At 46.0% G+C, this 25,638-nt stretch carries 24 protein-coding genes and 1 tRNA gene; 19 read left to right on the top strand and 6 right to left on the bottom strand.

Annotated elements, in window-relative coordinates; all coding sequences use genetic code 11:
- Positions 1-4: 4 nt before the first annotated feature.
- Entirely contained in the window at positions 5-1,384 is a 1,380-nt protein-coding gene (locus HY811_06605; GenBank protein MBI4834470.1) for an MFS transporter, read from the bottom strand.
- 119 nt (positions 1,385-1,503) lie between these two features.
- On the opposite strand from HY811_06605, the gene HY811_06600 reads away from it, so the two are divergent.
- The 5 genes from HY811_06600 (at position 1,504) to secA (ending at position 8,854) form a co-directional block, all read left to right on the top strand.
- Complete coding sequence (locus HY811_06600; GenBank protein MBI4834469.1) at positions 1,504-2,493, top strand: hypothetical protein; 990 nt, start codon at positions 1,504-1,506, stop codon at positions 2,491-2,493.
- A 5-nt stretch (positions 2,494-2,498) separates the two neighbouring features.
- Positions 2,499-3,530, top strand: a complete 1,032-nt coding sequence (locus HY811_06595; protein ID MBI4834468.1) for a WD40 repeat domain-containing protein — start codon at positions 2,499-2,501, stop codon at positions 3,528-3,530.
- Between the two features lie 139 nt (positions 3,531-3,669).
- The gene (locus HY811_06590; GenBank protein MBI4834467.1) at positions 3,670-5,178 is read left to right on the top strand and encodes a sodium-dependent transporter; all 1,509 of its coding nucleotides are present in this window, start codon (positions 3,670-3,672) and stop codon (positions 5,176-5,178) included.
- 1 nt (position 5,179) lies between these two features.
- Positions 5,180-5,380 carry a MetS family NSS transporter small subunit gene (locus HY811_06585; GenBank protein ID MBI4834466.1) on the top strand — a complete coding sequence of 67 codons (201 nt, stop codon included), beginning with the start codon at positions 5,180-5,182 and terminating at the stop codon, positions 5,378-5,380.
- A gap of 867 nt (positions 5,381-6,247) precedes the next feature.
- A complete protein-coding gene (gene secA / locus HY811_06580) occupies positions 6,248-8,854 on the top strand; it encodes a preprotein translocase subunit SecA (protein MBI4834465.1) in 2,607 nt (868 codons plus the stop codon).
- A gap of 92 nt (positions 8,855-8,946) precedes the next feature.
- Here secA and nrdR read toward each other — a convergent pair whose 3' ends face one another.
- The gene (gene nrdR / locus HY811_06575) at positions 8,947-9,408 is read right to left on the bottom strand and encodes a transcriptional repressor NrdR (GenBank protein MBI4834464.1); all 462 of its coding nucleotides are present in this window, start codon (positions 9,406-9,408) and stop codon (positions 8,947-8,949) included.
- Between the two features lie 158 nt (positions 9,409-9,566).
- On the opposite strand from nrdR, the gene HY811_06570 reads away from it, so the two are divergent.
- Positions 9,567-10,601 carry a hypothetical protein gene (locus HY811_06570; GenBank protein MBI4834463.1) on the top strand — a complete coding sequence of 345 codons (1,035 nt, stop codon included), beginning with the start codon at positions 9,567-9,569 and terminating at the stop codon, positions 10,599-10,601.
- Between the two features lie 54 nt (positions 10,602-10,655).
- On the opposite strand, the gene HY811_06565 is transcribed toward HY811_06570, so the two are convergent.
- Positions 10,656-10,844: a hypothetical protein gene (locus HY811_06565; GenBank protein MBI4834462.1), complete on the bottom strand. Its 189-nt coding sequence runs from the start codon at positions 10,842-10,844 to the stop codon at positions 10,656-10,658.
- A gap of 133 nt (positions 10,845-10,977) precedes the next feature.
- Here HY811_06565 and HY811_06560 point away from each other — a divergent pair, with 133 nt between their 5' ends.
- The 4 genes from HY811_06560 to HY811_06545 all read left to right on the top strand — a co-directional run bounded on the left by HY811_06560 (position 10,978) and on the right by HY811_06545 (position 14,784).
- A complete protein-coding gene (locus tag HY811_06560) occupies positions 10,978-12,522 on the top strand; it encodes a hypothetical protein (protein MBI4834461.1) in 1,545 nt (514 codons plus the stop codon).
- A gap of 63 nt (positions 12,523-12,585) precedes the next feature.
- Positions 12,586-13,215, top strand: coding sequence for a hypothetical protein (locus tag HY811_06555; protein MBI4834460.1), 630 nt, complete (start codon positions 12,586-12,588; stop codon positions 13,213-13,215).
- Positions 13,216-13,217: 2 nt separating this feature from the next.
- The gene (locus tag HY811_06550; GenBank protein ID MBI4834459.1) at positions 13,218-13,976 is read left to right on the top strand and encodes an energy transducer TonB; all 759 of its coding nucleotides are present in this window, start codon (positions 13,218-13,220) and stop codon (positions 13,974-13,976) included.
- A gap of 16 nt (positions 13,977-13,992) precedes the next feature.
- On the top strand, positions 13,993-14,784 hold the full coding sequence (locus HY811_06545; GenBank protein MBI4834458.1) for a biotin--[acetyl-CoA-carboxylase] ligase: 792 nt from the start codon (positions 13,993-13,995) through the stop codon (positions 14,782-14,784).
- A 10-nt stretch (positions 14,785-14,794) separates the two neighbouring features.
- On the opposite strand, the gene HY811_06540 is transcribed toward HY811_06545, so the two are convergent.
- Genes HY811_06540 through HY811_06530 form a run of 3 tightly spaced genes read right to left on the bottom strand, consistent with a single transcriptional unit; the run spans position 14,795 to position 18,959 of the window.
- Positions 14,795-15,499 carry a hypothetical protein gene (locus tag HY811_06540; protein ID MBI4834457.1) on the bottom strand — a complete coding sequence of 235 codons (705 nt, stop codon included), beginning with the start codon at positions 15,497-15,499 and terminating at the stop codon, positions 14,795-14,797.
- Positions 15,496-17,151 carry an RNA polymerase sigma factor RpoD gene (gene rpoD / locus HY811_06535; protein MBI4834456.1) on the bottom strand — a complete coding sequence of 552 codons (1,656 nt, stop codon included), beginning with the start codon at positions 17,149-17,151 and terminating at the stop codon, positions 15,496-15,498. Before rpoD ends, HY811_06540 begins: the two co-directional genes overlap by 4 nt.
- Entirely contained in the window at positions 17,151-18,959 is a 1,809-nt protein-coding gene (locus HY811_06530) for a DNA primase (GenBank protein ID MBI4834455.1), read from the bottom strand. The genes rpoD and HY811_06530 overlap by 1 nt, the downstream gene beginning before the upstream one ends.
- 181 nt (positions 18,960-19,140) lie before the next feature.
- Here HY811_06530 and HY811_06525 point away from each other — a divergent pair, with 181 nt between their 5' ends.
- From HY811_06525 to HY811_06485, 9 genes are all read left to right on the top strand, one after another.
- Positions 19,141-20,214, top strand: a complete 1,074-nt coding sequence (locus HY811_06525) for a hypothetical protein (protein ID MBI4834454.1) — start codon at positions 19,141-19,143, stop codon at positions 20,212-20,214.
- Between the two features lie 60 nt (positions 20,215-20,274).
- Positions 20,275-20,346: transfer RNA gene (locus tag HY811_06520), tRNA-Ile, on the top strand.
- 96 nt (positions 20,347-20,442) lie between these two features.
- A complete protein-coding gene (locus tag HY811_06515) occupies positions 20,443-21,027 on the top strand; it encodes a class II aldolase/adducin family protein (protein MBI4834453.1) in 585 nt (194 codons plus the stop codon).
- A gap of 5 nt (positions 21,028-21,032) precedes the next feature.
- Positions 21,033-22,058: an alcohol dehydrogenase catalytic domain-containing protein gene (locus HY811_06510; protein ID MBI4834452.1), complete on the top strand. Its 1,026-nt coding sequence runs from the start codon at positions 21,033-21,035 to the stop codon at positions 22,056-22,058.
- 69 nt (positions 22,059-22,127) lie between these two features.
- Positions 22,128-22,913 carry a 3-hydroxy-5-phosphonooxypentane-2,4-dione thiolase gene (gene lsrF / locus HY811_06505; protein MBI4834451.1) on the top strand — a complete coding sequence of 262 codons (786 nt, stop codon included), beginning with the start codon at positions 22,128-22,130 and terminating at the stop codon, positions 22,911-22,913.
- Positions 22,914-23,010: 97 nt separating this feature from the next.
- Positions 23,011-23,583: a flavodoxin family protein gene (locus HY811_06500; protein ID MBI4834450.1), complete on the top strand. Its 573-nt coding sequence runs from the start codon at positions 23,011-23,013 to the stop codon at positions 23,581-23,583.
- Positions 23,584-23,665: 82 nt separating this feature from the next.
- The gene (gene nifU, locus HY811_06495; protein MBI4834449.1) at positions 23,666-24,259 is read left to right on the top strand and encodes a Fe-S cluster assembly scaffold protein NifU; all 594 of its coding nucleotides are present in this window, start codon (positions 23,666-23,668) and stop codon (positions 24,257-24,259) included.
- Between the two features lie 69 nt (positions 24,260-24,328).
- Positions 24,329-25,246, top strand: a complete 918-nt coding sequence (ftcD, locus tag HY811_06490; protein ID MBI4834448.1) for a glutamate formimidoyltransferase — start codon at positions 24,329-24,331, stop codon at positions 25,244-25,246.
- 24 nt (positions 25,247-25,270) lie between these two features.
- Positions 25,271-25,630: a four helix bundle protein gene (locus HY811_06485; protein ID MBI4834447.1), complete on the top strand. Its 360-nt coding sequence runs from the start codon at positions 25,271-25,273 to the stop codon at positions 25,628-25,630.
- Positions 25,631-25,638: the final 8 nt, after the last annotated feature.

Raw genomic sequence — 25,638 nt, 5'->3', positions numbered from 1 at the left:
GCGTTCAGGAACTGGTGTTTTCGTCCTCATCTCCGGTAAAAACCTGGAATCTCGGCCCCATAATCGGACGAACATGCAAGACATGGAAGAAAAGCTTCCAGGTGCTGACTAACTCCACTTTTTCCCGCACTTCTTTGATAAGCGGCAGGAAAATCGCCGAGATTAAAAGTCTCATTAAAGCCGATAGGACGAACAGATTCATTAATGCTGATATCAAATAAAAATGGCGGCCGAATACGATTAATTCGCTTGAAAGATAGTGAGAAATAAAACCACCGGTTATCGCCCCCAGAAACACACCGACATTATTAAACAAAGACTGGTACGCCACGCAACGGGCGCGTTTGGCCGGCGAAACCGCGTCAAACAGATAGTTCGCCGACGCCAGGTTAAACCCGCTCCAGATGAGCCCGGCCATAACCTGGCAAAAGAGTATCCAGTAAAAATTGGAGGAAAAAAGCCATAGAAGCGGCGGAAAAGCAATCAGCCAACCGGTCATCGACAATATTCTCTTGTTTCCAAAACGGTCGCCTAAACGACCCCAGTAACGCATCACCAAAAACAGAGTGATAACGTTGGTAGCATTAACAATCGTAAATTGAACATAGGAGAAGTTCAACTCACGCAGCATATAGACGCCGAAAAACGGTCCGGAAACCATTAGAGAAAAGTTAATGAGCGTAATATAGAAAACAAACCTGGCAAAATTGGATTTTGGCGAACGTCTTACGAAGTCCCACAGGGTAAACCGGTCCTTATGAGTCGCCTTGTAAACAGGCTCTTCTATCCTGGTCAGGTAATATACCGAAACACCTCGTGCGATAAATGCTATTCCAAAGATAAACCCGAATCCGATCCATTCGTTTACCGGTTTCCATAACTCAAGGATAACACCAGCCACTAATACGGAAAGAAAATTAAATACGGAGGCCAGGCGATTACGTTGCCCAAAATAATCACCGCGCTTTTCCGGGGCGACCAAATCCCCCATCCAACTGTTCCAAGCCGGGACGGTAAGATGAAGATAAGCAAAATAAACAGCCACGTATATGATAAGCAATAAAGCGCCGTATTCAAACCAACTAAAGGGCAATAAAAAAATAGGCACCCATGTAAACATATGAAAAAATGATGCGGCAACGACTATTTTCTTGCGATTCCCCGTCTTATCCAATAACTTCGCGGAAAACAATTGCGCAAGAGACCCGATAAGCTGTGGAATAGACGCTAAAAAAGCTATGAATAGATTGCTAGCTTTAAGGACATTAATCGCGAATGCCTGGATATTGGTTTCCCCAAATCCGGTCATTATAGAATAGGCACTGCCGTCTATAATGGAATACTTCAGGCTTTTCTTGTATTTATCATTCCGCTCTGCGCTCATATAGCCCGTTATTATACGCCTAATATGAAGATTGTCAAAGAAACTGATAACGCCGCTTTACCGATACAGTTATAATATTTTCCTTGTATTTATTATTCTCTTTGTTTATAATCCTAACCATGAAACCAATAAAGAAAACTGCCCGTCCGGCAGGAGGGCTCGACTTTAACCGGTTGAAAACATACTCAATCCGCAGCCGTAAAAACCTGGTGAATGTGAAACAATTCTGCCGACTGACGACTCCCCCCAAGGGATTCAAAAGCTTTATCGACGGTTTGCCGGATATACTGGCAGGCAGTTTTTTCCGCCAATTGGTCGACGAAATCACCAGGGCCTATAAAGGGAAATATCTAATAGGTGCCGGAGTCGGAACCCATGTAATTAAATGCGGACTTTCACCCGTTATTATCGACCTCATGAAAAAAGGCATTATCAAAGCGGTCGCCATGAACGGTGCCGGCGCAATCCACGATTATGAAATATCCCTTATCGGTGCGACTTCCGAAGATGTGGGAGAAAACATTAAAAGCGGCAAATTCGGCATGGCAAAAGAAACCGCGGCTTTCTTCGTAAAAGCCGGACAGGTGTCAATAGAAAAACAGCAGGGGCTTGGAAAAACATGCGGACAATTAATCTCAAAGGAAAAGAACCGTTATACAAGATACAGCATTATGGCAGAAGCTTTTAAACTCAATATACCATTAACGATTCATGTTGCACTGGGCACAGATACAATACACATGCATCCATTGGTTTCCGGGGCTAATCTGGGCGCTGCGAGTCTTTCTGATTTTAAAACCTTGGCGTCCCTGGTTGCCGGCATGAATAACGGCGTCTGGCTTAATATCGGTTCGGCGGTTATTCTCCCTGAGGTTTTCTTAAAAGCCGTTTCTGTCGCCCGGAACCTCGGATACAAACTGGATAAAATAACCACGGCCAATCTGGATATGATCCAGCACTACCGCCCGGTAATGAACGTGACCGGACGGACCGTTTCCCATGGAATTAACCTAACCGGCCATCACGAAATCATGTTGCCTTTATTACGCTGGAGTATTTTGTCAAAACTGTCCGCCACAGGCGGATCCGCCTTTGGCGGAAAAGGATAAAACAAATGCCTTACATTTATAAAATACGATTCGCTTCCGTTCTAATCCTTATCGGATTATTTATTATTACCCTTGCCTGCGCCGCGGCACCAGATGACAAAGAGTCACCGAAAGAAACCGCCGGGGAATTGCCTACCGCGGAGGCTCTGATACGGACTTTAACCGGGCATGAAAAAGCTATCCGTTCTATATCATTCAGCCCGGACGGCAAAACCATTGCCTCAGCCAGTGACGATACTACGGTAAAGCTCTGGGATATTACCACAAATACGGCAAAAGTCACGCTTAAAGGCCATACTAAAAAAATATGGTCTGTTGGTTTCAGTCCGGACGGGAAAATGCTCGCCTCCGGCGGCGATGACGGCATGATAAAAATATGGGACCCGGCAAACGGAAAAGAAATCCGGACGATTCAGGCGAATGATATTGTCTGGGCAGTCGTCTTCAGCCCGGACAGCAAGATACTTGCCGCCGCCAATAATGACGGGACGGTCAAGCTCTGGAACCCGGCCAGCGGAAAAGAAATCACGGTTCTTAAAGGACATAAAGGGCAGTGCTTCTCCATTGCCTTCAGCCCGGACGGCAAAACGCTCGCCTCCGGCGCGCATGATTTTGATATTATTTTATGGGATGTCGCCAGCGCCACCAAAATTGCCACCCTTTCCGGCCACGAGCATCTGGTCTTTGCGCTTGATTTCTCTCCGGACGGAAAAACGCTTGCCTCGGGAAGCTTTGATAATAAAGTAAAACTATGGGATATCGCCTCCCAGAAAAATACTCGCACCATCGAAGGTCACACCAGTTGGATTAGGACGGTAAAATATCATCCCAAAGGAAACATCCTTGCTTCCGGAGACCAGGATGGTGTTTTAAGGATATGGAATGCCACCACAGGTGAGGAAGTGCAGCCTTTCCAGGCCCACGAACAGGCGTGGCTACACTCATTATGCTTTAATCCCACAGGCACTATCCTCGCTTCAGCCGGCACCGACGGCGCGATACACCTCTGGCGTCTCAAAGGAACAGAGAAAAAATAATTGCGATTTATAGTTGCACTAACACACCTTCGTATTCGGCGCACCATGCCATCCGAGAAAAAACCTGCATAAATTATTGACTTGACAACGGATAAGGTTAAAATACGCTCTGATTATAATTTATTAGAAGGATATTTTTATGGCAGAATTAGGGCAGTTTAACCCTGATAACGAGCGTTCGGCTGACGGATGGACAAGCCGGCGGGCTTTTATTCTCGCTTCGGTAGCCTCGGCAATCGGCCTGGGCAACCTCTGGCGTTTTCCTTTTGTCTGTTATGAGGGCGGCGGCGGCGCATTCCTCTTTGTCTATTTGATTGCTATGCTTACGGCCGGTATCCCGCTGATGATTCTGGAATTCGGCTTGGGCCATATGATGAACTCGAGCGCCCCGCGCGCCTTTGCCCGGGTTAAGAAAGGCGTTGAATGGGTCGGCTGGCTGGCAATTCTTTGCGGATTTGTCCTGGTTACCTATTATGCCGTTATTATGGTCTGGTCCACGTTATATGTCGGTTATTCATTTAACCTTTCCTGGGGAAAAGACACAGAAGGATTTTTCTTTAATACCGTTTTAAATAAGATTCCTCCCACCGATATCCTTTCCATCGGGACGATTAGCTGGCTGTTAATCGGAATCCTTTTTGCGATGTGGATTTGGATTATCCTTTCCATTTGGAAGGGGGCCAAAACCGTCAGCAAGGTGGTCTATGTTACCGCCACCGTTCCTATCTTTATTTTAATCATATTCGTCATCCGGGGATTAACATTGCCGGGCGCGGTAGATGGCTTACGGTATTTGCTCACGCCGGATTTCAGCAAGATGCTTGACCCCAAGGTTTGGATTGCGGCTTATGGTCAAGTATTTTTCTCTTTGTCAATCGGCTTCGGCATAATGATTGCCTATGCCAGTTTCCTGCCGCGGAAATCGGATATCGTCAACAACGCTTTTATCGTCTGCCTGGGTGATACGGCTTTTTCTTTCCTGGGCTCTTTGGCTGTTTTCTCGGCGCTCGGTTATCTTGCCCATGAAACCGGCAAATCAGTTGCGGAAGTGGCTAAATGCGGACCGTCGCTCATGTTTGTCACTTACCCGGCCATTATAAGCACCTTGCCGTTAGGCCCATTATTCGGAGTGTTGTTTTTCGTCATGCTGGTTTTCCTGGCAATTGATTCGGCTTTTTCTTTGGTTGAGGCATTTACCGCCGGTGTTCTGGACAAGTGGGCGAAAAACCGTCCCTTGGTTAATATAATCATCGGCATCATCGGTTTTGGCGCCGGGATTTTGTTTACCACCCAAAGCGGCTTATATTGGCTTGATATCGTTGACCACTTTAACAGTGAAGTCCTGTTGATTATTGTCGGAATTTTGGAATGCCTGGTCATCGGCTATGTATTCGGCACGGGTAAAATAAGAAAATATGTCAATGAGCTATCCGAGTTCCGAATCGGGAAATGGTGGGACGCGATGATTATGTTTATCGCCCCGGCTATGCTGGCCGTTATGGGAACGCTTGCCGTCCTCAAACAAATCAAGGAAGGCTATGAAGGGTATCTCCCCAAAGCACTTTTCCTGGGCGGATGGCTGATGTTGATTGTCGTCGCTATTCTTGCCGTTGTTTTTAGTTTAATTAAAGGCCGTAAGGAGGAATAATATGAATTATTTATCACTTGTTGCTTTTGCGTCGGAAGCTCCGGTTATTTTACCAGGGAATAACCCGACCGGCTTGGGCTTTCCTGCTATTTTAATGGGGGTAATCTCGTTTGGATTGGTTTTCGGCGGGCTGGCTGTTTGCATTTGGATTGCCATGAAAGATACAAAGCAAGACCAATCAAAAATTACTGAAAGCAAATGAGGCAAACAGGCAAAAACCGATAAATCCATAATCACCTGCGCCGCAATATCCAATTCTGCAGACAGATTATTTCATTTATTACTTAATGCTTTATCTGTGTAATCTGTGGCATATTAAACAACCTTATGTATCCGGTGGCTTTCCCAATGCTTGTATTCTTCGGATGAGGACATTATCTTTTCGTATTCCTGGGGCTGAATAACCACGGCGATTATCCAGCGGACAGGCTCTCCTTACAGAGCATCATTAATCAGCACCTTCGTATAAAAAACCTCGACGAAATTATAATTACTTGTGATTGATTCAGTAACAGGCACACTGCCTTATACATAAAATAAGACCCCGCTCCCTATAGAGTAACGCTCCATGCCCTAATAGTATATCCCTGCCATCCTAATACCATATCATATAGTCCCTAATAGCATACACTATAGTCCTTAATGGCATACCCTATACACCCTAATAGCATACCTTATAGTCCCTAATAACATACCCTATAGTCCCCAATATCATATCCTATAGTCCTTAACAGCATACCCTATAGTCCCCAATATCATATCCTATAATCCCTAATAGCATACCCTATAGTCCCTAATAGCATATCCTATAGCCCCCAATATCATATCCTATAGTCCCTAATATCATATCCTATACCCCCTAATATTATATGCTATAGCCCCTAATATCATACGCTATATACCCAAGCCGGTTTTTAACTCCGCTCACTCTGAAAACCATCCCAGAGTAGGTAATTTGATTCTACAAAGTGCCAATAGGGAAGCTTAATAATTTATTCCTTCTTTTCTTCTTCTAAGATAACCTTAAAATAATTGCAACTTATCGGTTTACTTATTATAATCACTTTCCATGTTAGAACAATTAGGCGAAGGGATTTCTAATATACTCACCAGGCTTTTCGGCTCGCGTAACCAGCGCGTCCTGAAATCCATCCAGCCCTTAATCCCCCTAGTAAACGAGCTGGAACCCAAATTCGCCGCCTTTACCGATGCCCAGCTAAAGGAACAAACCGCCCTATTCAAAGAACGCCTGGAGAACGGCGAGACACTAGACGATATCCTGCCGGAGGCATTTGCCGCAGTGCGCGAGGCGTCCAAACGCACGACCAAGATGCGCCACTTTGATGTCCAGTTAATCGGCGGAATAGTCCTCCACCGCGGAACCATCGCGGAAATGGCAACCGGAGAAGGAAAAACCCTCGTCGCCACTTTACCGGCTTACCTTAATGGCTTAACCGGAAAAGGCGTCCACATCGTCACGGTAAACGATTACCTCGCCCGGCGCGACCGCGAATGGATGGGACCCATCTACGAAATGCTCGGGCTTACCGTGGGCGTCATCCAGAACCAGATGGGCTCGGAAGAAAGAAAGGCCGCTTACGCCTGCGATATTACTTACGGCACCAATAACGAATTCGGGTTTGATTATCTCCGCGATAATATGAGAACCCGTTTGGAATACCAGGTCCAGAGGAAATACCATTACGCCATCGTTGACGAGGTGGATAGCATCCTGATAGATGAAGCCAGAACCCCCTTGATTATTTCCGGCCCGGCCGAGGAATCCACGGATAAATATTACACCGCCGAACGGGTCGCTTCACGCATGCAAAAGGGCCGGGATTACGAGGTTAAGGAAAAAGAGAATACGGTCATCCTGACCGATACGGGCATAACCACCGCCCAGAACCTGATCGGAGTAGACACCTTCTACGACGGCAAGAACATGGAATGGCCGCATCACATCGAACAGGCATTGAGGGCGAAAGAGCTTTATAAAAAGGATAAGGAATATATCGTCAAGGACGGCGAGGTCATCATCGTGGACGAATTCACCGGACGCCTGATGCCGGGCAGGCGCTGGAGCGACGGGCTCCACCAGGCGGTCGAGGCAAACGAGCACCTGAAAATCAAGGAGGAAAACCAGACCCTGGCGACCATAACGCTACAGAATTATTTTAAGATGTATGAAAAGCTCTCCGGCATGACCGGCACCGCGGCAACCGAGGCGATGGAGTTTTTCCAGATATACAAGCTAGATGTCGTCACCATCCCGACCAATAAACCGCTCATCCGCAATACCTCACCGGACATGGTCTTCCGGACAGAGGAGGAAAAGTTTAACGCCATTATAGAAGAAATCGTGCGGATTAACCAGACCGGGCGGCCGACCCTGGTCGGGACGACTTCGATAGAAAATTCCGAGCGTTTGAGCGAGATGCTCAAGCGCCGCGGCATACAGCACGACGTCCTTAACGCCAAGCAGCACGAGCGCGAGGCGCAGATTGTCGCCCAGGCCGGACAACCCGCGCAGGTGACCATTGCGACCAATATGGCCGGGCGCGGAACGGATATTATCCTGGGCGAGGGAGTTGCCGCTTTGGGCGGTCTTCATATACTCGGCACGGAGCGGCACGAATCGCGCCGCATAGATAACCAGTTGCGCGGCCGCGCCGGCAGGCAGGGCGACCCGGGCTCTTCACAATTCGTCGTTTCCATGGAAGATACGCTTTTAAGGCTCTTCGCGCCTGATTGGGTAAGAGGGCTCCTGGGCAAGCTCGGAATGAAAGACGGGATGGCCTTGGAAAGCCGGATGATTTCGCGCGCCATAGAAAACGCCCAGAAAAAGATGGAATCGCATAATTTTGATATCAGGAAAAACCTGCTGGAATACGACATGGTAATGAACGAGCAGCGCAAGATAATCTACGGGCAAAGGCAATTGGTGATAGAAAAGAAAGACCTGAAGAAAATGATTGCGGAGATGATAGAAGACCGCGTTTACCGCGCGATAGATTTATACCTGCCGGAAAACGCCAAGAATGAAGATATGGATTACAAGGGACTGTCCGAATGGGCAAAGCGCAAATTTGGGATGGAAATAAGCGCGGAGAAATTATCAGCCGGAAGCATCAAAGAAATCGAGAAATTATTGCTTGATAAAACAAAAGAGGCCTATGACGAAAGGGAGAAAACACTGACCGAACCGATAATGCGGGAACTCGAACAATATATACTCCTGGAAAAGATAGACGAAAAATGGAAAGACCATCTTTACGCCATGGACCAGCTGAGAAGCGGGATAGGATTGCGGAGTTACGCGCAGGTTGACCCCAAGATTGAATACAAGCGCGAAGGCTATCAGCTTTTTGATACGCTGATTGAAGCGGTCAAGGAAGAAACAACCGACCTTATCTTCAAGGTGCGGATAGAAAAGCCGGAGATGGAAAAGCTGGAAAAGACCTGGAAGCCGACCGAATTCAAGCACCAGGAAATCGGCGCTTTTGAAGAGGTGAAAAGGGCAAAAGGCGGCACCAATGAAGAGAATAAAGGTGCCATGGCAACGGAGAAATCCAGGCCCGTAGTGGTCGGCGACAAAGTGGGACGCAACGACCCTTGCCCGTGCGGGAGCGGGAAAAAGTATAAGAAGTGTTGTGCGCAACGACAGTCCCGCTAATACGGGATAAATTCCGTCCCGCGACCCCGCCAAGGCGGGGAAGTCCCGATTATCCTATCGGGAACCTAATCGGGAGAGCGAAGTGACGTCCCTCACCTAATCTTATTCTTCAGCATCGGCTTTAATTCACGGATAAACTCATCGATATCCTTAAAATCACGGTAGACCGACGCAAACCTGACATAGGCAACCTTATCGAGCTTTTTCAATTCGCGCATGATAATTTCGCCTATTTTCTTGGAAGGAACTTCGCGCTCGAACTTATCGTGTATTTCGCGCTCCAGGTCGGCGATAACCCCGTCTATTTTCTGGGGAGAAACCGGGCGCTTTTCGCAGGCTTTATTGATACCGTTGACTATCTTATCGCGCAGGTAAACCTCGCGCGAGCCGTCTTTTTTTACCACGCGCAAACTGCTTCCCTCGCGCCGTTCGTAGCTGGTATAGCGCCGGTGGCAACGGGTGCATTCACGCCGTCGGCGGATGGCAAAACCTTCTTCGGCAAGGCGGGAATCAATTACCTTATCAGAATCCTTTTTGCAAAACGGGCATTTCATATTGATTAATCTTAAATTATTGGACGAATTTGTCAAACAATTTACGGATGAGACTGATTCAAAAAAAACCGCCACCTAAAAACGACCGGGGCAAATAGTCTTATTTACCCTTGACATTTGATGAAAAAGAATGTAGTATAGAATTTTTCGAGGCTAATATGAAACTGAAAACAACTTTTACGATTATCTTTTTAATACTTGCATCACAGGTATGGGGGGACGAGTTTGAACTGAAAAACGGTACCATCATAGAAGGCACCGTTAAAGAAATAAAAAATGACAAGGTCATCCTGAATTTGGGCGATGAAAAGGAGATGGGGCTATCCTTAAACGAATTAAAACCACATTCGGTTTATATAATCCGTCAGCAATTGATGGATACTTCAAACGCCCAGGAACACTGGACGCTCGGGGAATATTGCCTGAACAATAAACTATACGACTACAGCCGCAACGAATTTGAAAAAGCTGCCGAGATCGATGAAAACCTAAAAGAAAAGGCTGATGAAAAACTCGTGCTTATCGTGGAAGAAGAATCCACCACGATCATCGAAAACTCCGTAGAACTGATGAAACAGAACAAATACGAGGAAGCCCTGAATAACCTGCAGAAACTAATCAGTAAATATCCGGACAGTAAATACGCCGAAGAAGCCACCAAGGCGGCCGCCTTTGCCACCCAGATGATACGGCATAATATGGAAGAGGAAAACAAAATCAAGGAAGCGGAACAGAAAAAGAAAGAACAGGAACAACTAACTAAGAAAGAAATCGAATTAAGGAAAAAATATTCCGCTGAGGTGGTTAAACTGGTTAAGGAAGTAAACGAACTTAACACCGCAGGCCTTGAAAGCGAAGGCGAAAATAATTTCATCCAGGCGGATAAATTATATAAAAAAGCCATCGAGAAACTGGTTACCGCCAAATCGGCTTTAATAGCCGTGCTTGACCAAACCCGCGATGTCAATCTCTTGAGCGAGGGAAGGGAAAAACTGAGAGAAATCAACGGCTGGATGGTGACCATCTACAATAACCTGGGACAGCTCTGGGCAATGGAGCTCAATTTCCGGGAATCAATCAAATGGCTGAATAAAGCCCTGGCGCTCGACCCATCCAATAAACCAGCTTCCGACCTGAAGGTAAAAATAATCGAGTTGGAAGCCCAGCGTAAACTCAACCTGAACACAAAATAAAACCGTCCCGAAAGTTATCGGAACGGTTTTATCTTATTTTGCCCGACAATGCTATCAAGACTTGTTTGCTATCTGATAAACAGATATAGCAAGCGCAAAAAGCAGACATATCGCGGTGAATTCCATTATAGAATTCGGCGGAATTTGCCCGAGAGGAAATGGTTTCTGCATGATTCTCCACACAATACCCATAATCAAGCTTATTACGCTGATTATCAGGAACAGGGTTGACAGGATTTTCATTATTTTCACCCCCTTTCATCATGCGATTATAAGGCGTATTATATAGCGGCATAATTTAAAGTCAAGCATTTATTGACAGGCTTAACGAATTAATATAATTTAAAATGTTACTTTTATTTATAAGGAGTAAATCATGAAAAACCTGATGTGTAGCTTGGGATTTGCCGGGATAATTTTTATCATGGGATGCGGAACCCCTTCAACACCACAAACAACCGAGGCTCCTAAAACAGAACCGCCGAAAATCGAGAAGCCGGTTGTAGTGAAACCGGAACCGCCTAAACTTGAAGAAATCACCGAAACCGACCCGGAAAAACTATTGCAGATGGGTGAGATGCTGATTTATGAAAGGAACTACCAAAAAGCCTTGGGCGTATATCAGAAACTGCTTACCTTGGAACTGCCAAAAGAAGCTTTGGGCAGCGCCCACTATAACAGCGCCTGCATGTATTCTCTTCTTAAAGACAAAGAAAACGCGCTGAAATCACTGGCCTTGGCAATTAAATACGGGTTTGATAACCAGGAATTCATCGATGCGGATAAAGACCTGGAATTCGTCCGCGGAAGCGATGAATATAAAAATGTCATGAAGTTGATTCCCCCTATAGTTGAAGTTCCCCAGACCGAACAGGATGAAAAAGACCAGGAAGAAGCAATCGCTCTTATAGAAAAAGTGAGGGGCTTAAAATTCAAAGAACCGGTTAAGCATAAAATATTGACTTCCACCCAATTTGAGCGCGTATACGGGCAAAAAGCCGACAGCATCCAGGGTTTTTACCGCTGGGCGGATAAAACACTTTACATCAAGAAAGAACTCGACCCGGTCAAATTCAAAGCCACCAGAATACACGAAACTTTCCATGGATTACAGGATCAACTATTTAATATCTCCGAATTAAATAAAAAAGCTACCTCAACGGAAGGAAGATATATCCGGGACGCTTTGATTGAAGGGGATGCCACCCTGGTGCCAATCGAATGCATGCCTGAAAGCCGCATGGGAAAAATGCTTGAAATGCCGCCCCCATGGAAAAGCGCTAAGAACGATTCTGATTTCGGCCCCAAAATGGTCCAGTCTGTTTTGTCGCTTTACAATTATTCCATCGGGGCAAAGTTCATTAAAGCAATAAAAGAGATCGAAGGGTGGGAAGGCGTTAATAAGCTCTATGAAAACTTCCCTAAATCAACCGAACAAGTACTCCATCCGGAAAAATACCTTGAAGGCCAAGACCTGCCTGTAACAATCGAAATACCGGATTTATTACCGCTCTTAGGAGAAAGCTGGAAGCAATCCAAACCGGACACTCAAGGAGAATTCGTTGTTTTACTACAGTTCCTTTCCAACCCCAAAACAGGACCGGCGGCTGAAAGATATTCCATCGGCTGGGGCGGCGATACTTATATCGAACTATTTAATCCCAAGGAAAAAACTGGATTTACCATATGGAGCACGTCTTGGGATACAGAAAAAGACGCCAAGGAATTCGCCGAAGGGATGAGTTTGTTTATAGAAGCTTCTATTGAGGAGCAAATTGACCCCGTAATTGCGGATAACACCCGGCGCTACGATTACGGCAAAACATCCGATGCGGTTTATCAGAACGGAAAATCCGCTATTATCTTGCAGGGAATCCCGAACAACCTTTTTGACGGGGTAATTAAAAAACTGCTCCAATAATTACTTTACAAAACGATACCTTTTATATAGAATACAAAGGTCGTTCTTATAAGGAGTTTTTATATGAAAGTAATCGGATATATTCTCCGTTTGACGAACTGGCTGGTAGCGGTTGGATTCGGAGTAATCGGATTTGCCTGGGCATCTGATATCATCAATATCGTAATGATTGGTAATTTTATCGACCAAATCAATACCAACCCATCGGTGCGAATGGTCGCTTTATTATTGACCGTATATATTGTCCTTTTTAACCTGCTTTATTTCTTGAGCCACTTGTTTGTCCGCCAATATGCAACCCATATAAAACTGAATGTGGCAAGCGGTGAATTCTCCATTTCACTCTCGGCAATAGAAAATTCCCTGCGCCGGGCGGTAAAGAAACTGGCCGAGGTGCACGATATCCACATCCGCATCAGGAAGGACAAAAAATCTGAAGCGAAACCGATAGTGATTACCGCCTATTATTCCGCCTGGGAAGGGACTAATGTCCAGGAAGTAACCGCAAAAATCCAAGAAATGATACACATGAGGTTTCAGGAAATCGTCGAGGTAAAAGAACCTCCTGTCTTCCAGTTATATCTTACCAACATAGTGGAACGCGACCATAAAAAATCCGACAGCAAGAAAAAATCAGACCTTATTGAGCAGGGAATGTTTTACGGTCCCCAGTATCCGGTTGATAGCGAATAGTTATGGCCGTTGAAACAAGAAAGATTTCCGGGATAAAACTCACTTTAATTATTTCTGTAGCCTTTCATCTGGTAGTTTTAATAATACTGCCTGCATTAAGTTTCAGCAAGCCTTACCAATACACCTCCCGCGACCTTGATTTTATCTTCGAAGAACTGCGGGCACAGCCGAACAATCTGAAATCAGAGCAGCCGGAACCGCCGCAGGACGCCCCTAAGGTAACACCCGATAATCCGGAAGCAAAGCCACCGGAAACTCCTCCTCAAACTGAAGAAAAAGATGTGTCAGAAAAAAACATATCTGTCTTGCCTGAAGAAATAAAGCCTATTGAACAAAAGGATGAACCGTATGCAAAGCCTGAAGAAACCATTCACTCTACTCTTACGCCGGAACAAGCCCAGCAAAAACTGAAAGAACTGGAAGAATTCTACGATAGAAGCAACTTAACGCCGGAATTAAGATTGCGCCTGGCCGGAGAGAATAAACCCTACCTAAAAAGGGTGCAGGAGCAAATACAGGCGAAATATTTTGTCCCAGAAGAAGCTAAGAGGCAAAAACTTTCCGGCAAAGTCACCGTAAAAATAACGGTCAACCCCAAGGGCGAGATTCTGGATGCCGAAATAACCAATCATTCCGATTTCCCCATCCTTGATATGGCCGCGCTTGAAACTGTCAAAGCGGCCGCTCCCTTCCCGGATATTTCTAAAAAAGTGGATATGCCTTCATTAACAATAATTGTTCCTTTTATATACCAGAAATAAGCCGCTAAAGATAACTATGTTAGAAGAAACCTGGTTTGAAAATTTGCCTGTTAAGACAATCGGGCGGCAGATACGTTGTTTCAAAAAGGTTACCTCCACTAACGACCTTGCCTGGCTGGAAGTTTCAAGAGGCAGCCCGGAGGGAACGGTTATCTTTGCCGATGAACAGTTGAAAGGCAGGGGACGATTCAATCGTTCCTGGCATGCACCCAAAGACGCCGGTATCTGGGCATCTGTCATTTTAAAACCGGATATGCCCATAGAAAAATCATCCTTATTGATGGTCATCGGAGCAATTGCCATTTGTAAATTATTAAAAGACAAATTCCAGCTTGACGCCAAAATCAGGTGGCCCAATGACGTCATTATTAATGAGCGAAAAATAGCCGGCATTATCGTGGAAACCAAGTGTATCGCTAGCAAACCAGAAGCCATGATTTTAGGCATCGGGTTTAATATTAACATGAAGAGCGAAGAAATCCCGGCTGATTTAAACCAAATAGTCACTTCATTATATATGGAAACAGGCGCTTTAATAAACCAGAAGGACATTTTCCGCCAATTTTTAATGTATCTTGATAACTGGTACCAAAAAGTGCTTAGTAAGCAGGAAAATGAAATATCGGATGCCTGGAAAAATATGTCCGGAATCATCGGCGCAGAGATCGCCCTAGAAGTTGAAGGTAAAACAGTGGAAGGAAAAGTAATCGATATTGACCTTCACAAAGGGATCACCTTAAAAACACAGGAAGGTGCTAAGGTATTCAGGGGCGAAAATGCAACGCTCCTACGCTGCAAGAAAAGTTAATCACCTTTTCTTACAGGTACAAAATCCGGGAACAAGAACGGCAACGGATAATCTCCTTGCCCCTCATCAACTCGTTAATTTCTTGGGGGGAAACATCCATGAAGCACCCCTGGCAAACATCTTCTATCACCTGTGCTAAAGCGGTTTTATTAGTTGTATGGGCGATTATTTTCTCGTAAATAGTCATAAATCCGGAAGGAACTTTTTCCGCAAACTCGCTTCTTTTTACGTATAATTCTTCGAGCGCTTTATTGACTTCAGCCACCGCCGTATCAACTTCTTTTGCCACCTCATTACGCTTCTTCAGGGCAATATCCAACTCCTTCTGGACACTTTCCGCATCCTTCTGTATTTGTTCGGCACGAGAAAAGGAACCAAGGATTTCGTCTTCCAAAACACTCATATCAGCCTTAACGGAGCTGATTTCGTTCAGGATGGTTGAATATTCTTTATTGGTCTTAATGGTATTCAGCTGGACGTTTAACTTGACGACTTTTTCCTCTTTTTCCTTAAGCGCCAGTTCTTTCTGGTCTATCTCTTTCCTTGAATCCTTGTGGCTGTTTTGAAGTAAGGCTAATTTTTCCTTCAGGGTATTAACCGCTTTATCTTCTTCCCCCAGAACCAATGGTTTTTTCCTTTTTTCCTCTTCCAGTGCATGAATTTTTACATCAATTTCCTGTAAATCCGTCAGTACTTTAATCGTATCGTTTATCATTCTTCTTTTGCACCTGTTTTCTCTAAGAAATTAATTAATTTACGGCTTCGGATAGGATGCTGTAATTTCCTCAGCGCCTTGGCTTCTATCTGCCTGATTCTTTCTCGCGTCACGTTAAATATCTTGCCGACCTCTTCCAGGGTATAAGCATATCCTGTTTCTATGCCGTAACGAAGCTTTACTATTTCCCGTTCACGGAAAGAAAGCGAGTTAAGGACATCATTCAAGCGTTCCCTAAGCATATCCTGAGTTGCCGCTTTAAGAGGCGATTGAACACGGCGGTCTTCAATAAAATCCCCAACCTGGCCGTCTTCCGAGTAGCCGATGGGCTTATCCAGCGAAACGGGATAACGCGAAATCTTAAGCACCCTTTTCGTCTCGTCCAGAGGGATATGGGAATTTTCCGATATTTCTTCCACGGTCGGCTCGCGCCCTTTTTCCTGAAGTAATTTCTTGGCGGTATTTTTAAGACGGCTCATCGTTTCGACCATGTGCACCGGAATCCTGATTGTCCGGGACTGGTCGGCAATCGCCCTGGTAATGGCCTGCCGTATCCACCAGGTAGCATAGGTTGAAAATTTATACCCGCGCCTGTATTCGTATTTTTCCACGGCACGCATCAAACCGGTATTACCCTCCTGGATTAAATCAAGAAAACTTAAACCCCTGTTGCGGTATTTTTTGGCAATGCTTACCACCAATCTCAAGTTGGCGCTGGACAATTTCCTTTTAGCCATTTCGTATTCCTGCACCCGGCGGCTTATCTCCTTTAACCGTGCTTTCAGGTCGTTGTCATCCTCAAAGACCAGCAACTTTAAACCGAAAAGTTCTTGGTTCAACTCGTTCAAACGAGATTTATTCTTCGCCGATTTCCTGATGATATCCAGCTCTTTCATTATACCGCTGAACCTTTTCGAAATATCTTTCAACCTGTCAACTACAGGATTGATTTTCTTTGTCTGGACATTAAGATCCTCGGTTATTTTCACCCATTTCGCCTGAATGCCCGAAACCTTTCTGGCTACAGCTTCTTTCTTTTTACCGGCAAGACTGTTATTGGCAAGAATACTGTAACTATCCTGTGCTTCTTTTAAAAATTCTTTCAGCTTAGTAATAATCCTGGGAAGCCTTTTTATGATGCTGACTTTGGATAGGTCTATCGCGGCTTCTGCCCGAAGTGTCCTGTCGTATGCGATATTCCCGTCACGTACATCTTCCAGGACTTTAATAGTTTCCATTATCGCCACCGGTGATTCCAACACCTTTTCACGATACCTCTTACGCGTGGATTCTATCTTCTTAGCCAGAATCAACTCCTCCACACGGGAAAGTAAAGGAATTTCGCCCATCTGGGTAAGGTAAAGCCGGACCGGATCATCAATATGGGAAACCTTTTCCTCAGGTATCGCACTTTCCGTCACGCTATCCCCGTCTTCCCCTTTAGCCGGCTCTTCCGTTATATCATGCTCAAAAGGACGTTCCTCGTCAACCAACTCGATTCCCTGGTCGTCAATCATGGTCAAAAGCTTATCAAGCTTATCCTGGGAAATCATATCAGCCGGAAGAACTTTATTGATTTCGTCGTAGGTAAGAAACCCGCGTTTCTTGCCGCTTTCTATAAGTTGTTTTAAATCATTATTTATTTTTGTCATTATTTACTCCTCACTTTATGAAGCAAGGATTTCCTCAACTCCAGGTATTTTTTCTGGGCGTTGCGGAAACTTTCATCGTCGCCTTTGCACAAAGTTTCCTTCAATTCCTTCTTTAATAAAGGAATTTCTTTGCTCTGCCTTCGCTGTTTGCTGAAGAATTCAATCTGTTCATCCAAGTGTTCCCGGCAGGCCTCTTTGTCGCTGATGATATTGCGTTCCGTCACTTCGATCACCTCGTTGACGCAAGCCGGGTCATCAGACAAAACAGACAAAAGCGTATCCAGTTCAACCTTACCGTATTTATCATAAACCCGGAAAATCTCTGTAATAATCCTCACATAAGGAGGGGAGGAAAAATCCTCCGATATCAGGTTCTTCCGGATTTTGTTAATAGTGTCGTTGTTGATAATCATCATCTCAATAATATTCCTAAGCGCCATCACCCCGGCTGAGTTTGTCTTTCGCACCGCGGTTTCTTTGGGCGCCGGAGCATAGGCGAATTTCTTCTGTTTCTCCCGTTCGGCCAAACGCAGACGCAAGACATTCTCCTTGGTCTGGGTTTCTTCGGCCAGACGCTTAATCAATAAATTCCTTTTGACGATATTAGGAATCAGTGAAAGCATCTCCAGCACCTCGTCAATCGCTTTCGCCTTCTCATCAAGGTTGTTTAAATCATACTTATTCCTGATAGACGCCATCCGGTAGCTGAATAAATCCTTTGCCTGGTCTATCGCCCTGGCAAAGACATTCGCGCCTTTCTGGACGATGCAATCGTAAGGGTCGAGCCCCTTGGGCAATTCAGCGATATTCAAATCCAGCTCCTCGGACAAAAACATATCAAGCGTCCGCGCCGAGGCTTTTTCTCCGGCGATATCGGCATCGTAAACCAAAACCACCTTATTGACAAAACGCCGAAGGAGTTTTATGTGGTGTTCGGTCAAAGCAGTCCCCAAAGTCGCCACCACCCATTCCAGTCCCGCCTGGTGTGCCATCATCACGTCCGTATAACCTTCTACGATGCACAAAAGCCCCTTTTTATCCGCGCTTTCCTTGGCGAAATTCAGTCCGTATAGAGTCTTGCCTTTGCTGAAAATAGCACTCTCCGGAGAATTCAGGTAAACCGGCTCGGTATCATCCAAAGCACGTCCGCCGAAGCCGACCACCCGGTCGCGGCTGTTGAATATCGGGAACATCAGACGGTTCCTGAAGCGGTCGTAATATCCTTCCCTCTCCTTGCGCGGCAATATCAGGCCCAGCTCCGCCAGATGATCTTCCTTAATTTTATCCTGCCTGGAAGCCCTAAGCAGATTATCCCACCCTTCGGGCGCGTAACCCAAAAGAAACCTGCCGATAGTCCCCTGTTTAAACCCCCTTTTGGCAAGATAGGCGCGGGCGGCTTCCCCTTCATCCGAACCGCTTAATTTCTTGTGGAAATAATCCGTCGCCCAGTGGTTTATTTTAAGGTAAGTCGCCCTTTTCTTCTCGTTATAATCTTCCTGCGGGGTCGGATTGGTGATCAATCTTATCCCGCTTTTCTCGGCCAGTATCTTGACCGCCTCGATAAAATTCACCTTCTCGAACGCCATGACAAAGGTAAAAACATTTCCCCCTTTATGGCACCCGAAACAATGGTAAATCTGCTTTGCGGGCGACACTAAAAACGAAGGGGTCTTTTCGTCGTGGAACGGGCATAAAGCCTTGTAACCGGAGCCTGATTTTCTAAGAGGTAGGTATTCGGATATAATATCTACGATGTCATTCGCCTGCTGAACTTCCAGGATGCGTTCTTCGGGAATTAATTGTCCCATTATGGAGTTATATCTCCTTATAATAAGGACTAAAAGCCTGTAATAACGGAAACTATTTAGTATAACCCGTTATTTACGCTTTGTCAAGTTATAATGATAAAAATGTTATTTTATCCAAACCACCTTTTTCTTGCGTAATCTGCCGGCTGATATTACAATATCCTCTTTAATATAAAAAACCATGGCGACGACCCAGAAATTACTGACATTTAATCCCGTAAGTTCCAATCCGGAATTTCGCCCGTTTAAAGGGGTTGAAATCGCAATCAACTTCAGGTTATTCTGCTTGCCCGAAGGCGCGGTTATTGCCTGTTTTGTCAGTATCTACGACCAGTCCACTCCTTATAGTTTCCATTATGCGCTGGATATCTCCAATCCGGAGACGAAAGAGCTTTTTGAGAATACGATTAAAGACGGGCATGTGCTGGTAAACCTGACGCTTCAAAACGGCGAACAGTTCACGGAATCAATCCCGGCCCGGGCAGAAGAAACAAAACAGCTGCTTTACGATGCGGAAAGGTACAATAGCGGACTGCCCCATCTTTCTGGCAGCGTCGCCGTGGAAAAATTCCTGTCTGTTTTCCACTTATATTTCCCAAAATCCGGCATAGATTCGTGGAATATAACGGAAGAGCACCTTAAAAACCCGCCTCCTCAGGAACTGCCGCCAACCCAACAACCGCAAACCGGGCAAAAAACATTACCTATACCGTTCCATCCTAAAAAATCACTGCTTAAACGGATTCTTTTATTCATCGGACTATTGATAGGAACAGGCGTTGTTTCATTCTTCTTTGCGCTTTTATGGGAAGACGCCTGGATAATAGTCTCGCTCATTATGTTTATACTGTTATTGCTATTAGCGCGCAGCATTAGGTTGTTTATTTTCACTTCGGAAAAAGGCGAACTTTTGCCGGGGCTTTTGGGATTCCTTTTGGTAACCTCTCTTGCCGCCAGTTGGGCTATGGCCGGCGGCTGGTATCGGCCTTTGGTTTACTTTGATATCTCTAATTCCGCAGACTACGACATCCTGATTAAAGTAGACGGCAAGGAACCTGAAAAGCTGGAAAAAAGCGGTCATATCAGCAAGTTCTTATGGACGGGTCCCCATAAGCTAACCGTTATCGAACCGCAAACAAACCGTGAACTAACGCAAATACCTATAGAAATTATTTTAGGACAGTTCCCATTAAATTGGAAACACCACATCCAATTGGATAATTCAATCCTGCCTGATAAATTACCCTCCGATTGATGCAAGGATAATTTTATTGACTCTGATAAAATCTAATGATATAAACACCACTATTATTGAGGGCCCATAGCTCAGCGGTAGAGCAGCGGACTCATAATCCGTTGGTCGTAGGTTCGAACCCTACTGGGCCCATTAGAAACTCTTAGCGAAGACGCCTCTTTAAAGGCGGATGAGCTTTAGAGTTTCTTATCCCTGAAGCTTGCGAAAGGGACTAATTCATAAATTAATATGCCTTCATCAAAATACCAATCCATCCTCAAAGAATTTAGGCGAATCGGGCGTATCACCTACGAACTGGGCTATAACAACACCCACAGCGGCAATATCTCCGTCCGGGTGGGCGATAAAATACTGATTAACCGCCGCGCTGCCATGCTCGGTTTTTTGGAGGATAAAGATATCGTTGAAGTGCCCTTGAACAAGGAAAGCCCTGCTGATAACAAAGCCTCCGTGGAGCTAAATTCCCACCGGGCGATACTGAGAAATACCCCGGCAAAAGCGGTTCTGCACATGCATCCGCCCAAGACCATCGCGCTTTCGCTTATAATGAAATCAGTCCCGCCGATTACCGTGGAAGGGAAGCTCTTTTTCAGGAAGCCGGTCCCGGTTCTTGTCTTAAAACACGCCACCGGTTCCAAGGAAATGGAAAAGGCGCTGGTTAAAGCACTAAAAACCCATCCGATGGCAATAGTACGCGGACACGGTACCTTTACCGTCGGCCAAACCATAGAAGAATGCCTGCGCTATGCCTCCATGCTGGAAGACAGTTCCAATATAACATTTCTTACCAGATTATTAAAAGCCAAGAGGTAATTAAAATGCGCGTGGCAATGTACTACAATAATAAAGATATCCGTATCGAGGAACAACCCAAACCACAGGCGGGCAAAGGGGAACTCGTTATGCGGATAGAGGCAAGCGGTATCTGCGGAAGCGATGTTATGGAATGGTACCGCATAAAAAAGGCACCGCTGGTTTTAGGGCACGAGGTCGCCGGCGTTGTGGATGAAATCGGACAAGGCGTGACCAAGTATAAAAAAGGAGACCGCATCGTCGCCGCGCACCACGTTCCCTGCAATACCTGCCATTATTGCCAAAGCGGCCACCACACAACCTGCGATACTTTAAGACAAACTAATTTCCATCCGGGCGGATTTGCCGAATACGTTCGCCTGCCGGCAATAAATGTCGAGCGAGGTGTCTTTAAGATACCGGAGGGCATCTCTTTCGAAGAAGCCACTTTTACCGAGCCTTTGGCATGCGTCCTGCGCGGGCAAAGACAGGCAAATATTAAAAAGGGGCAAAGCGTGCTTGTCATCGGAAGCGGAATCGCCGGGCTCTTACATATAAAATGCGCGCGCGCCTTGGGAGCGGGCAAGATATTTGCCACGGATATTGACGATTTCCGGCTGGATTCGGCAAAGAAGTTCGGAGCGGATTTTGCCGTAAAATCGACCGAATACTCACCTGCCATGTTACAAAAGAATAATGACGGCCGTCTGGCTGATTTGGTTATCCTTTGCGCCGGCGCGACAAGCGCGGTAAAGCAGGCGTTGGAATCAGTGGAACGGGGGGGGACGATTCTCTTCTTCGCCCCGACCAATGATGAGGAAATCACCGTCCCGATAAACAAACTCTTCTGGAGGAACGAAGTCACCATGACCTCTTCCTATGCGGGAAGCGAAAAAGACCATCTTGACGCCATGGAATTAATCCGCTCCAAGAAAGTCGCTGTCAAGGATATGATTACCCACCGCTTTGGATTAAAAGATACGGTCAAAGGATTCCAGCTCACTGCCCGCCCGGATAAATCTATTAAAATAATTATTGAACCACATAGATAAAGATGCTAAACTCCAATATCCAAATTGGAATTTGTGATTTGGAATTTGGTGCTTTTAAAAGGAGGACATATGGATTGGGGAACGAAAAACAGGTTAAGCCAGCTTATCCAGCCTGACGGACATTGTTTCTTCTTGCCGATAGACCACGGATATTTCCAGGGACCGACCAGGTGCTTGGAAAAGCCGGACGAGACCGCCAAGCCGCTCCTCCCCTATTGCGACGCCTTGTTTGTTACCAGAGGGGTTCTACGCGCAAGCATCGATGCGGTCAAGGCGAAACCGATTATCCTTCGCGTTTCCGGCGGCGCGACCATGGTCGGCAAAGACCTGGCAAATGAAGGGCTTATCACCTCAATTGAAGAAATCATCCGGCTTAATGCCACGGCAGTCGGCATATCCGTATTTATCGGGAGCGATTACGAAAAGGAATCTCTTCTTAATCTCGCCAAACTCGTGGACGATTGCGAGCGATACGGCATCCCGGTAATGGCAGTGACCGCCGTGGGCAAGGAACTGGAAAAACGGGAAGCGCGGTATCTGGCGCTTTGCTGCCGCGTTGCCGCGGAATTAGGCGCGCGGGTGGTCAAGACCTATTGGTGCAAAGACTTTGATAAAGTGGTCAACGGCTGCCCGGTCCCGGTAGTTATGGCGGGTGGCCCGCAATGCGAGACGGAAAAAGAGGTGCTGGAATTCGTCTATGACGGCATGCAAAAAGGCGCCATAGGCGTAAACCTGGGCAGGAACATCTGGCAAAGCCCGCAGCCGGTCGCCATGGCAAAAGCGCTTCAGGCGATTATACACGAAAAAGCCGATGTGAAAAAAGCATTAGCTATATTTAATTCTGCTAAAAAATAATCTTAGTGTCTTGACCCCGCTCAGCTTTACTTCGGGGATACCCAATTATAGGGAGTCCCTGACGAAAGGAACGGGATGCCTTAGTGGCAAGATTATAATGAAAATATTGGGAATTTACGGAAGCCCAAGGAAGAACGGGAACACACAGCAATTGCTGGATGAATTCCTTAAAGGCGCTAAAGCCAAAGGCGCCCAAATACAGAAAGTGTTCCTCGGCAAGATGAAAATCACTCCCTGCATGGAATACTACGCCTGCATGAAAACCGGCAATTGCAGTATTAAAGACGAAATGACAGGACTTTATAAAGATATAGAAAAAGCAGATGTGATTGCGCTTGCCTCGCCCATATTCTTTTACGGATTAACCGCCCAGGCAAAGGCATTGGTGGATAGATGCCAGGCGTTTTGGGCGCGGAAATACATCATTGAAACCCGAAGCTCCAAGCTCCAAGCTCCAAGCTCCAAACGGAAGGGATACTTTATATCCACTGCGGCGACGAAAGGGAAAAAGGTATTTGACGGCGCCAAGCTGACAGTCAAGTATTTCTTTGACGCGCTTGATGCCAAGTATAGCGGACAACTCCTAATCGGCTTGGCTAAATATAAAGATAATATAACCAAACACCCGACCGCGCTGAAAGATGCGTATAAAATGGGAAAGGAAGCCTAAGAGGCTAAAAGCCTATGAGACTAATATTAACTCTTAGCCTCTTAGACTCTTAGCCTTATAGACTTTAATTAAGGAGGAAAGTATGGCAACAGGATACACAGAAGAAGTAATGGAACATTTCAGGAATCCGCGAAACGTCGGCGAAATACCGGATGCGGACGGCATCGGCGAGGTCGGCAACCCGGTCTGCGGCGATATGATGACCTTCTACATCAAGGTGAAAGACAAGAAACTCGTCGATGTCAAGTTTAAGACCTTCGGCTGCGGCGCGGCGATTGCCGTTTCCAGCATGACAAGCGAAATGGCTAAAGGCAAGACCATCGACGAAGCCCTGCAAATCACCCGCAAATCCATCGCCGAAAAGCTGGGCGGGCTCCCTCCCCAGAAAATGCACTGCTCTAATCTCGGCGCGGACGCGCTCCACAAAGCGATTGAAAACTATCTTAATAAAGGCAAGCCCAAGAAAGAAGCAGAGGCTGCCGTAAAACACGCCGCGGAAGAGGAAGGGCATGCCGAGGAATGCGCCTGCCCGTATTGCAATAGCCCTGTGGATAAGAAATCCGCTTTCTGTAAGCCCTGCGGGAAAACCTTTATCAACTGCCCCAAATGCGGGATGCTGGTCAGCGAGAATGTCTCAGAATGTCCCGAATGCCATGCGGAGATAAAAAATACGTAATGTTGTCATTCCCGCGAAAGCGGGAATCCATTCTGGACCATGGTGACGGTTTACTTATAGAACTGATAAATAGAAAGGGTCATAATGATAGAATGTGTTCCGAATTTCAGCGAAGGTAGGCGTCCCGAAGTACTCGATAAAATCATTTCAGCGATAACATCAATCAAAGGCGTTACTCTCTTGGACCGCGAGATGGATAAAAGCCATAACCGCTCGGTCGTGACATTCGTGGGCGAAGCAACTGCCGTAAAACAGGCCGCCTTTGCCGCCGCCCAAAAGGCCATGGAATTGATTGACCTCAACAAGCACGAAGGCGAACACCCCAGGATGGGCGCGACGGACGTCATCCCTTTTATCCCGCTTGAAGGCAATACCATGGCGGATTGCGTCAAGCTTGCCAAAGAGCTCGGCAAAGAAATCGCCGACAAACTCCAGATTCCCATTTACCTATATGAAGAAGCGGCAACGGTTCCGGAACGCAAGAGTTTAGCTTATATCCGGCAGGGCGAGTTTGAAGGAATCCGCGAGGAAATCGGCAAGAAACCGGAAAGGAAACCTGATTTCGGGCCGGAGAAGATACATTCGACTGCCGGTGCAACCGTGGTCGGCGCCAGGGTTTTCCTGATTGCTTATAATATCAATCTCAACACCTCTGACGTAAAAATAGCCAAGAAAATAGCCAAAACCATCCGCGAATCAAGCGGCGGACTGCCCGCGGTCCGTGCTCTGGGCATATTCCTTGATGATAAAAAGATCGCGCAGGTAACCATGAACCTCGTAAACTACAAAAGGACCGGATTGAAAACCGTATTCGAAGCGGTAAAAAAAGAGGCCGAAAAACTCGGAACCTCCGTAATGGAAAGTGAACTTATCGGACTCCTTCCTGCTGAAGCTTTAAAAGGCGTCTCTCCAAAAGAACTATTAATGAATAACTTTACGGATGACATGATAATCGAGAATAGGCTTAGGAAGTTAATTAGTGATTAGTTAAATAGTTAATTAAGAGGGATTATGGCCGGATCGTTTTACGACTTAAAGATATGGCAAAACGGCTATGACTTATTAATGAATGTCTATGATATAACAAGCCGTTTCCCCAAAGAAGAATTATACAGCTTGACCACCCAGCTGAGAAACTCGGCTAATTCCGTTATCGCTAATATTGCGGAATCCCACGGCCGGTATTACTTTGCGGATAAAATCCGCGTCCTTTATACAGCTCGGGGCGAAGCGGAAGAAACCAGAAGCCACCTAAGGGTTGCTTTGGGAAGAAAATATATCCCGGAAGAAACCTTCTCAAGGATGGATAAATCTTATGAAGGTTTGGGCAAAGGCATCAGTAGCTACATTAAATCTTTACGAAAGGAATAACTACTTCT

The organism is Planctomycetota bacterium (assembly GCA_016207825.1).
Classification (GTDB): Bacteria; Planctomycetota; MHYJ01; order JACQXL01; family JACQZI01; genus JACQZI01.
This window is presented reverse-complemented; position numbering and strand designations above follow the sequence as displayed.

Bases quoted from the DNA above. Each gene is read 5' to 3' on its own strand.
- HY811_06500 (MBI4834450.1), top strand. From the start codon at position 23,011: ATGAAAATATTGGGAATTTACGGAAGCCCAAGGAAGAACGGGAACACA.
- HY811_06540 (MBI4834457.1), bottom strand. From the start codon at position 15,499: ATGATAAACGATACGATTAAAGTACTGACGGATTTACAGGAAATTGAT.
- HY811_06485 (MBI4834447.1), top strand. From the start codon at position 25,271: ATGGCCGGATCGTTTTACGACTTAAAGATATGGCAAAACGGCTATGAC.
- HY811_06600 (MBI4834469.1), top strand. From the start codon at position 1,504: ATGAAACCAATAAAGAAAACTGCCCGTCCGGCAGGAGGGCTCGACTTT.
- HY811_06525 (MBI4834454.1), top strand. From the start codon at position 19,141: ATGGCGACGACCCAGAAATTACTGACATTTAATCCCGTAAGTTCCAAT.
- rpoD (MBI4834456.1), bottom strand. From the start codon at position 17,151: ATGACAAAAATAAATAATGATTTAAAACAACTTATAGAAAGCGGCAAG.
- HY811_06590 (MBI4834467.1), top strand. From the start codon at position 3,670: ATGGCAGAATTAGGGCAGTTTAACCCTGATAACGAGCGTTCGGCTGAC.
- nrdR (MBI4834464.1), bottom strand. From the start codon at position 9,408: ATGAAATGCCCGTTTTGCAAAAAGGATTCTGATAAGGTAATTGATTCC.
- HY811_06565 (MBI4834462.1), bottom strand. From the start codon at position 10,844: ATGAAAATCCTGTCAACCCTGTTCCTGATAATCAGCGTAATAAGCTTG.
- HY811_06550 (MBI4834459.1), top strand. From the start codon at position 13,218: ATGGCCGTTGAAACAAGAAAGATTTCCGGGATAAAACTCACTTTAATT.
- HY811_06530 (MBI4834455.1), bottom strand. From the start codon at position 18,959: ATGGGACAATTAATTCCCGAAGAACGCATCCTGGAAGTTCAGCAGGCG.
- HY811_06595 (MBI4834468.1), top strand. From the start codon at position 2,499: ATGCCTTACATTTATAAAATACGATTCGCTTCCGTTCTAATCCTTATC.
- secA (MBI4834465.1), top strand. From the start codon at position 6,248: ATGTTAGAACAATTAGGCGAAGGGATTTCTAATATACTCACCAGGCTT.
- HY811_06545 (MBI4834458.1), top strand. From the start codon at position 13,993: ATGTTAGAAGAAACCTGGTTTGAAAATTTGCCTGTTAAGACAATCGGG.
- HY811_06585 (MBI4834466.1), top strand. From the start codon at position 5,180: ATGAATTATTTATCACTTGTTGCTTTTGCGTCGGAAGCTCCGGTTATT.
- HY811_06515 (MBI4834453.1), top strand. From the start codon at position 20,443: ATGCCTTCATCAAAATACCAATCCATCCTCAAAGAATTTAGGCGAATC.
- HY811_06555 (MBI4834460.1), top strand. From the start codon at position 12,586: ATGAAAGTAATCGGATATATTCTCCGTTTGACGAACTGGCTGGTAGCG.
- HY811_06560 (MBI4834461.1), top strand. From the start codon at position 10,978: ATGAAAAACCTGATGTGTAGCTTGGGATTTGCCGGGATAATTTTTATC.
- HY811_06605 (MBI4834470.1), bottom strand. From the start codon at position 1,384: ATGAGCGCAGAGCGGAATGATAAATACAAGAAAAGCCTGAAGTATTCC.
- HY811_06510 (MBI4834452.1), top strand. From the start codon at position 21,033: ATGCGCGTGGCAATGTACTACAATAATAAAGATATCCGTATCGAGGAA.
- nifU (MBI4834449.1), top strand. From the start codon at position 23,666: ATGGCAACAGGATACACAGAAGAAGTAATGGAACATTTCAGGAATCCG.
- lsrF (MBI4834451.1), top strand. From the start codon at position 22,128: ATGGATTGGGGAACGAAAAACAGGTTAAGCCAGCTTATCCAGCCTGAC.
- HY811_06570 (MBI4834463.1), top strand. From the start codon at position 9,567: ATGAAACTGAAAACAACTTTTACGATTATCTTTTTAATACTTGCATCA.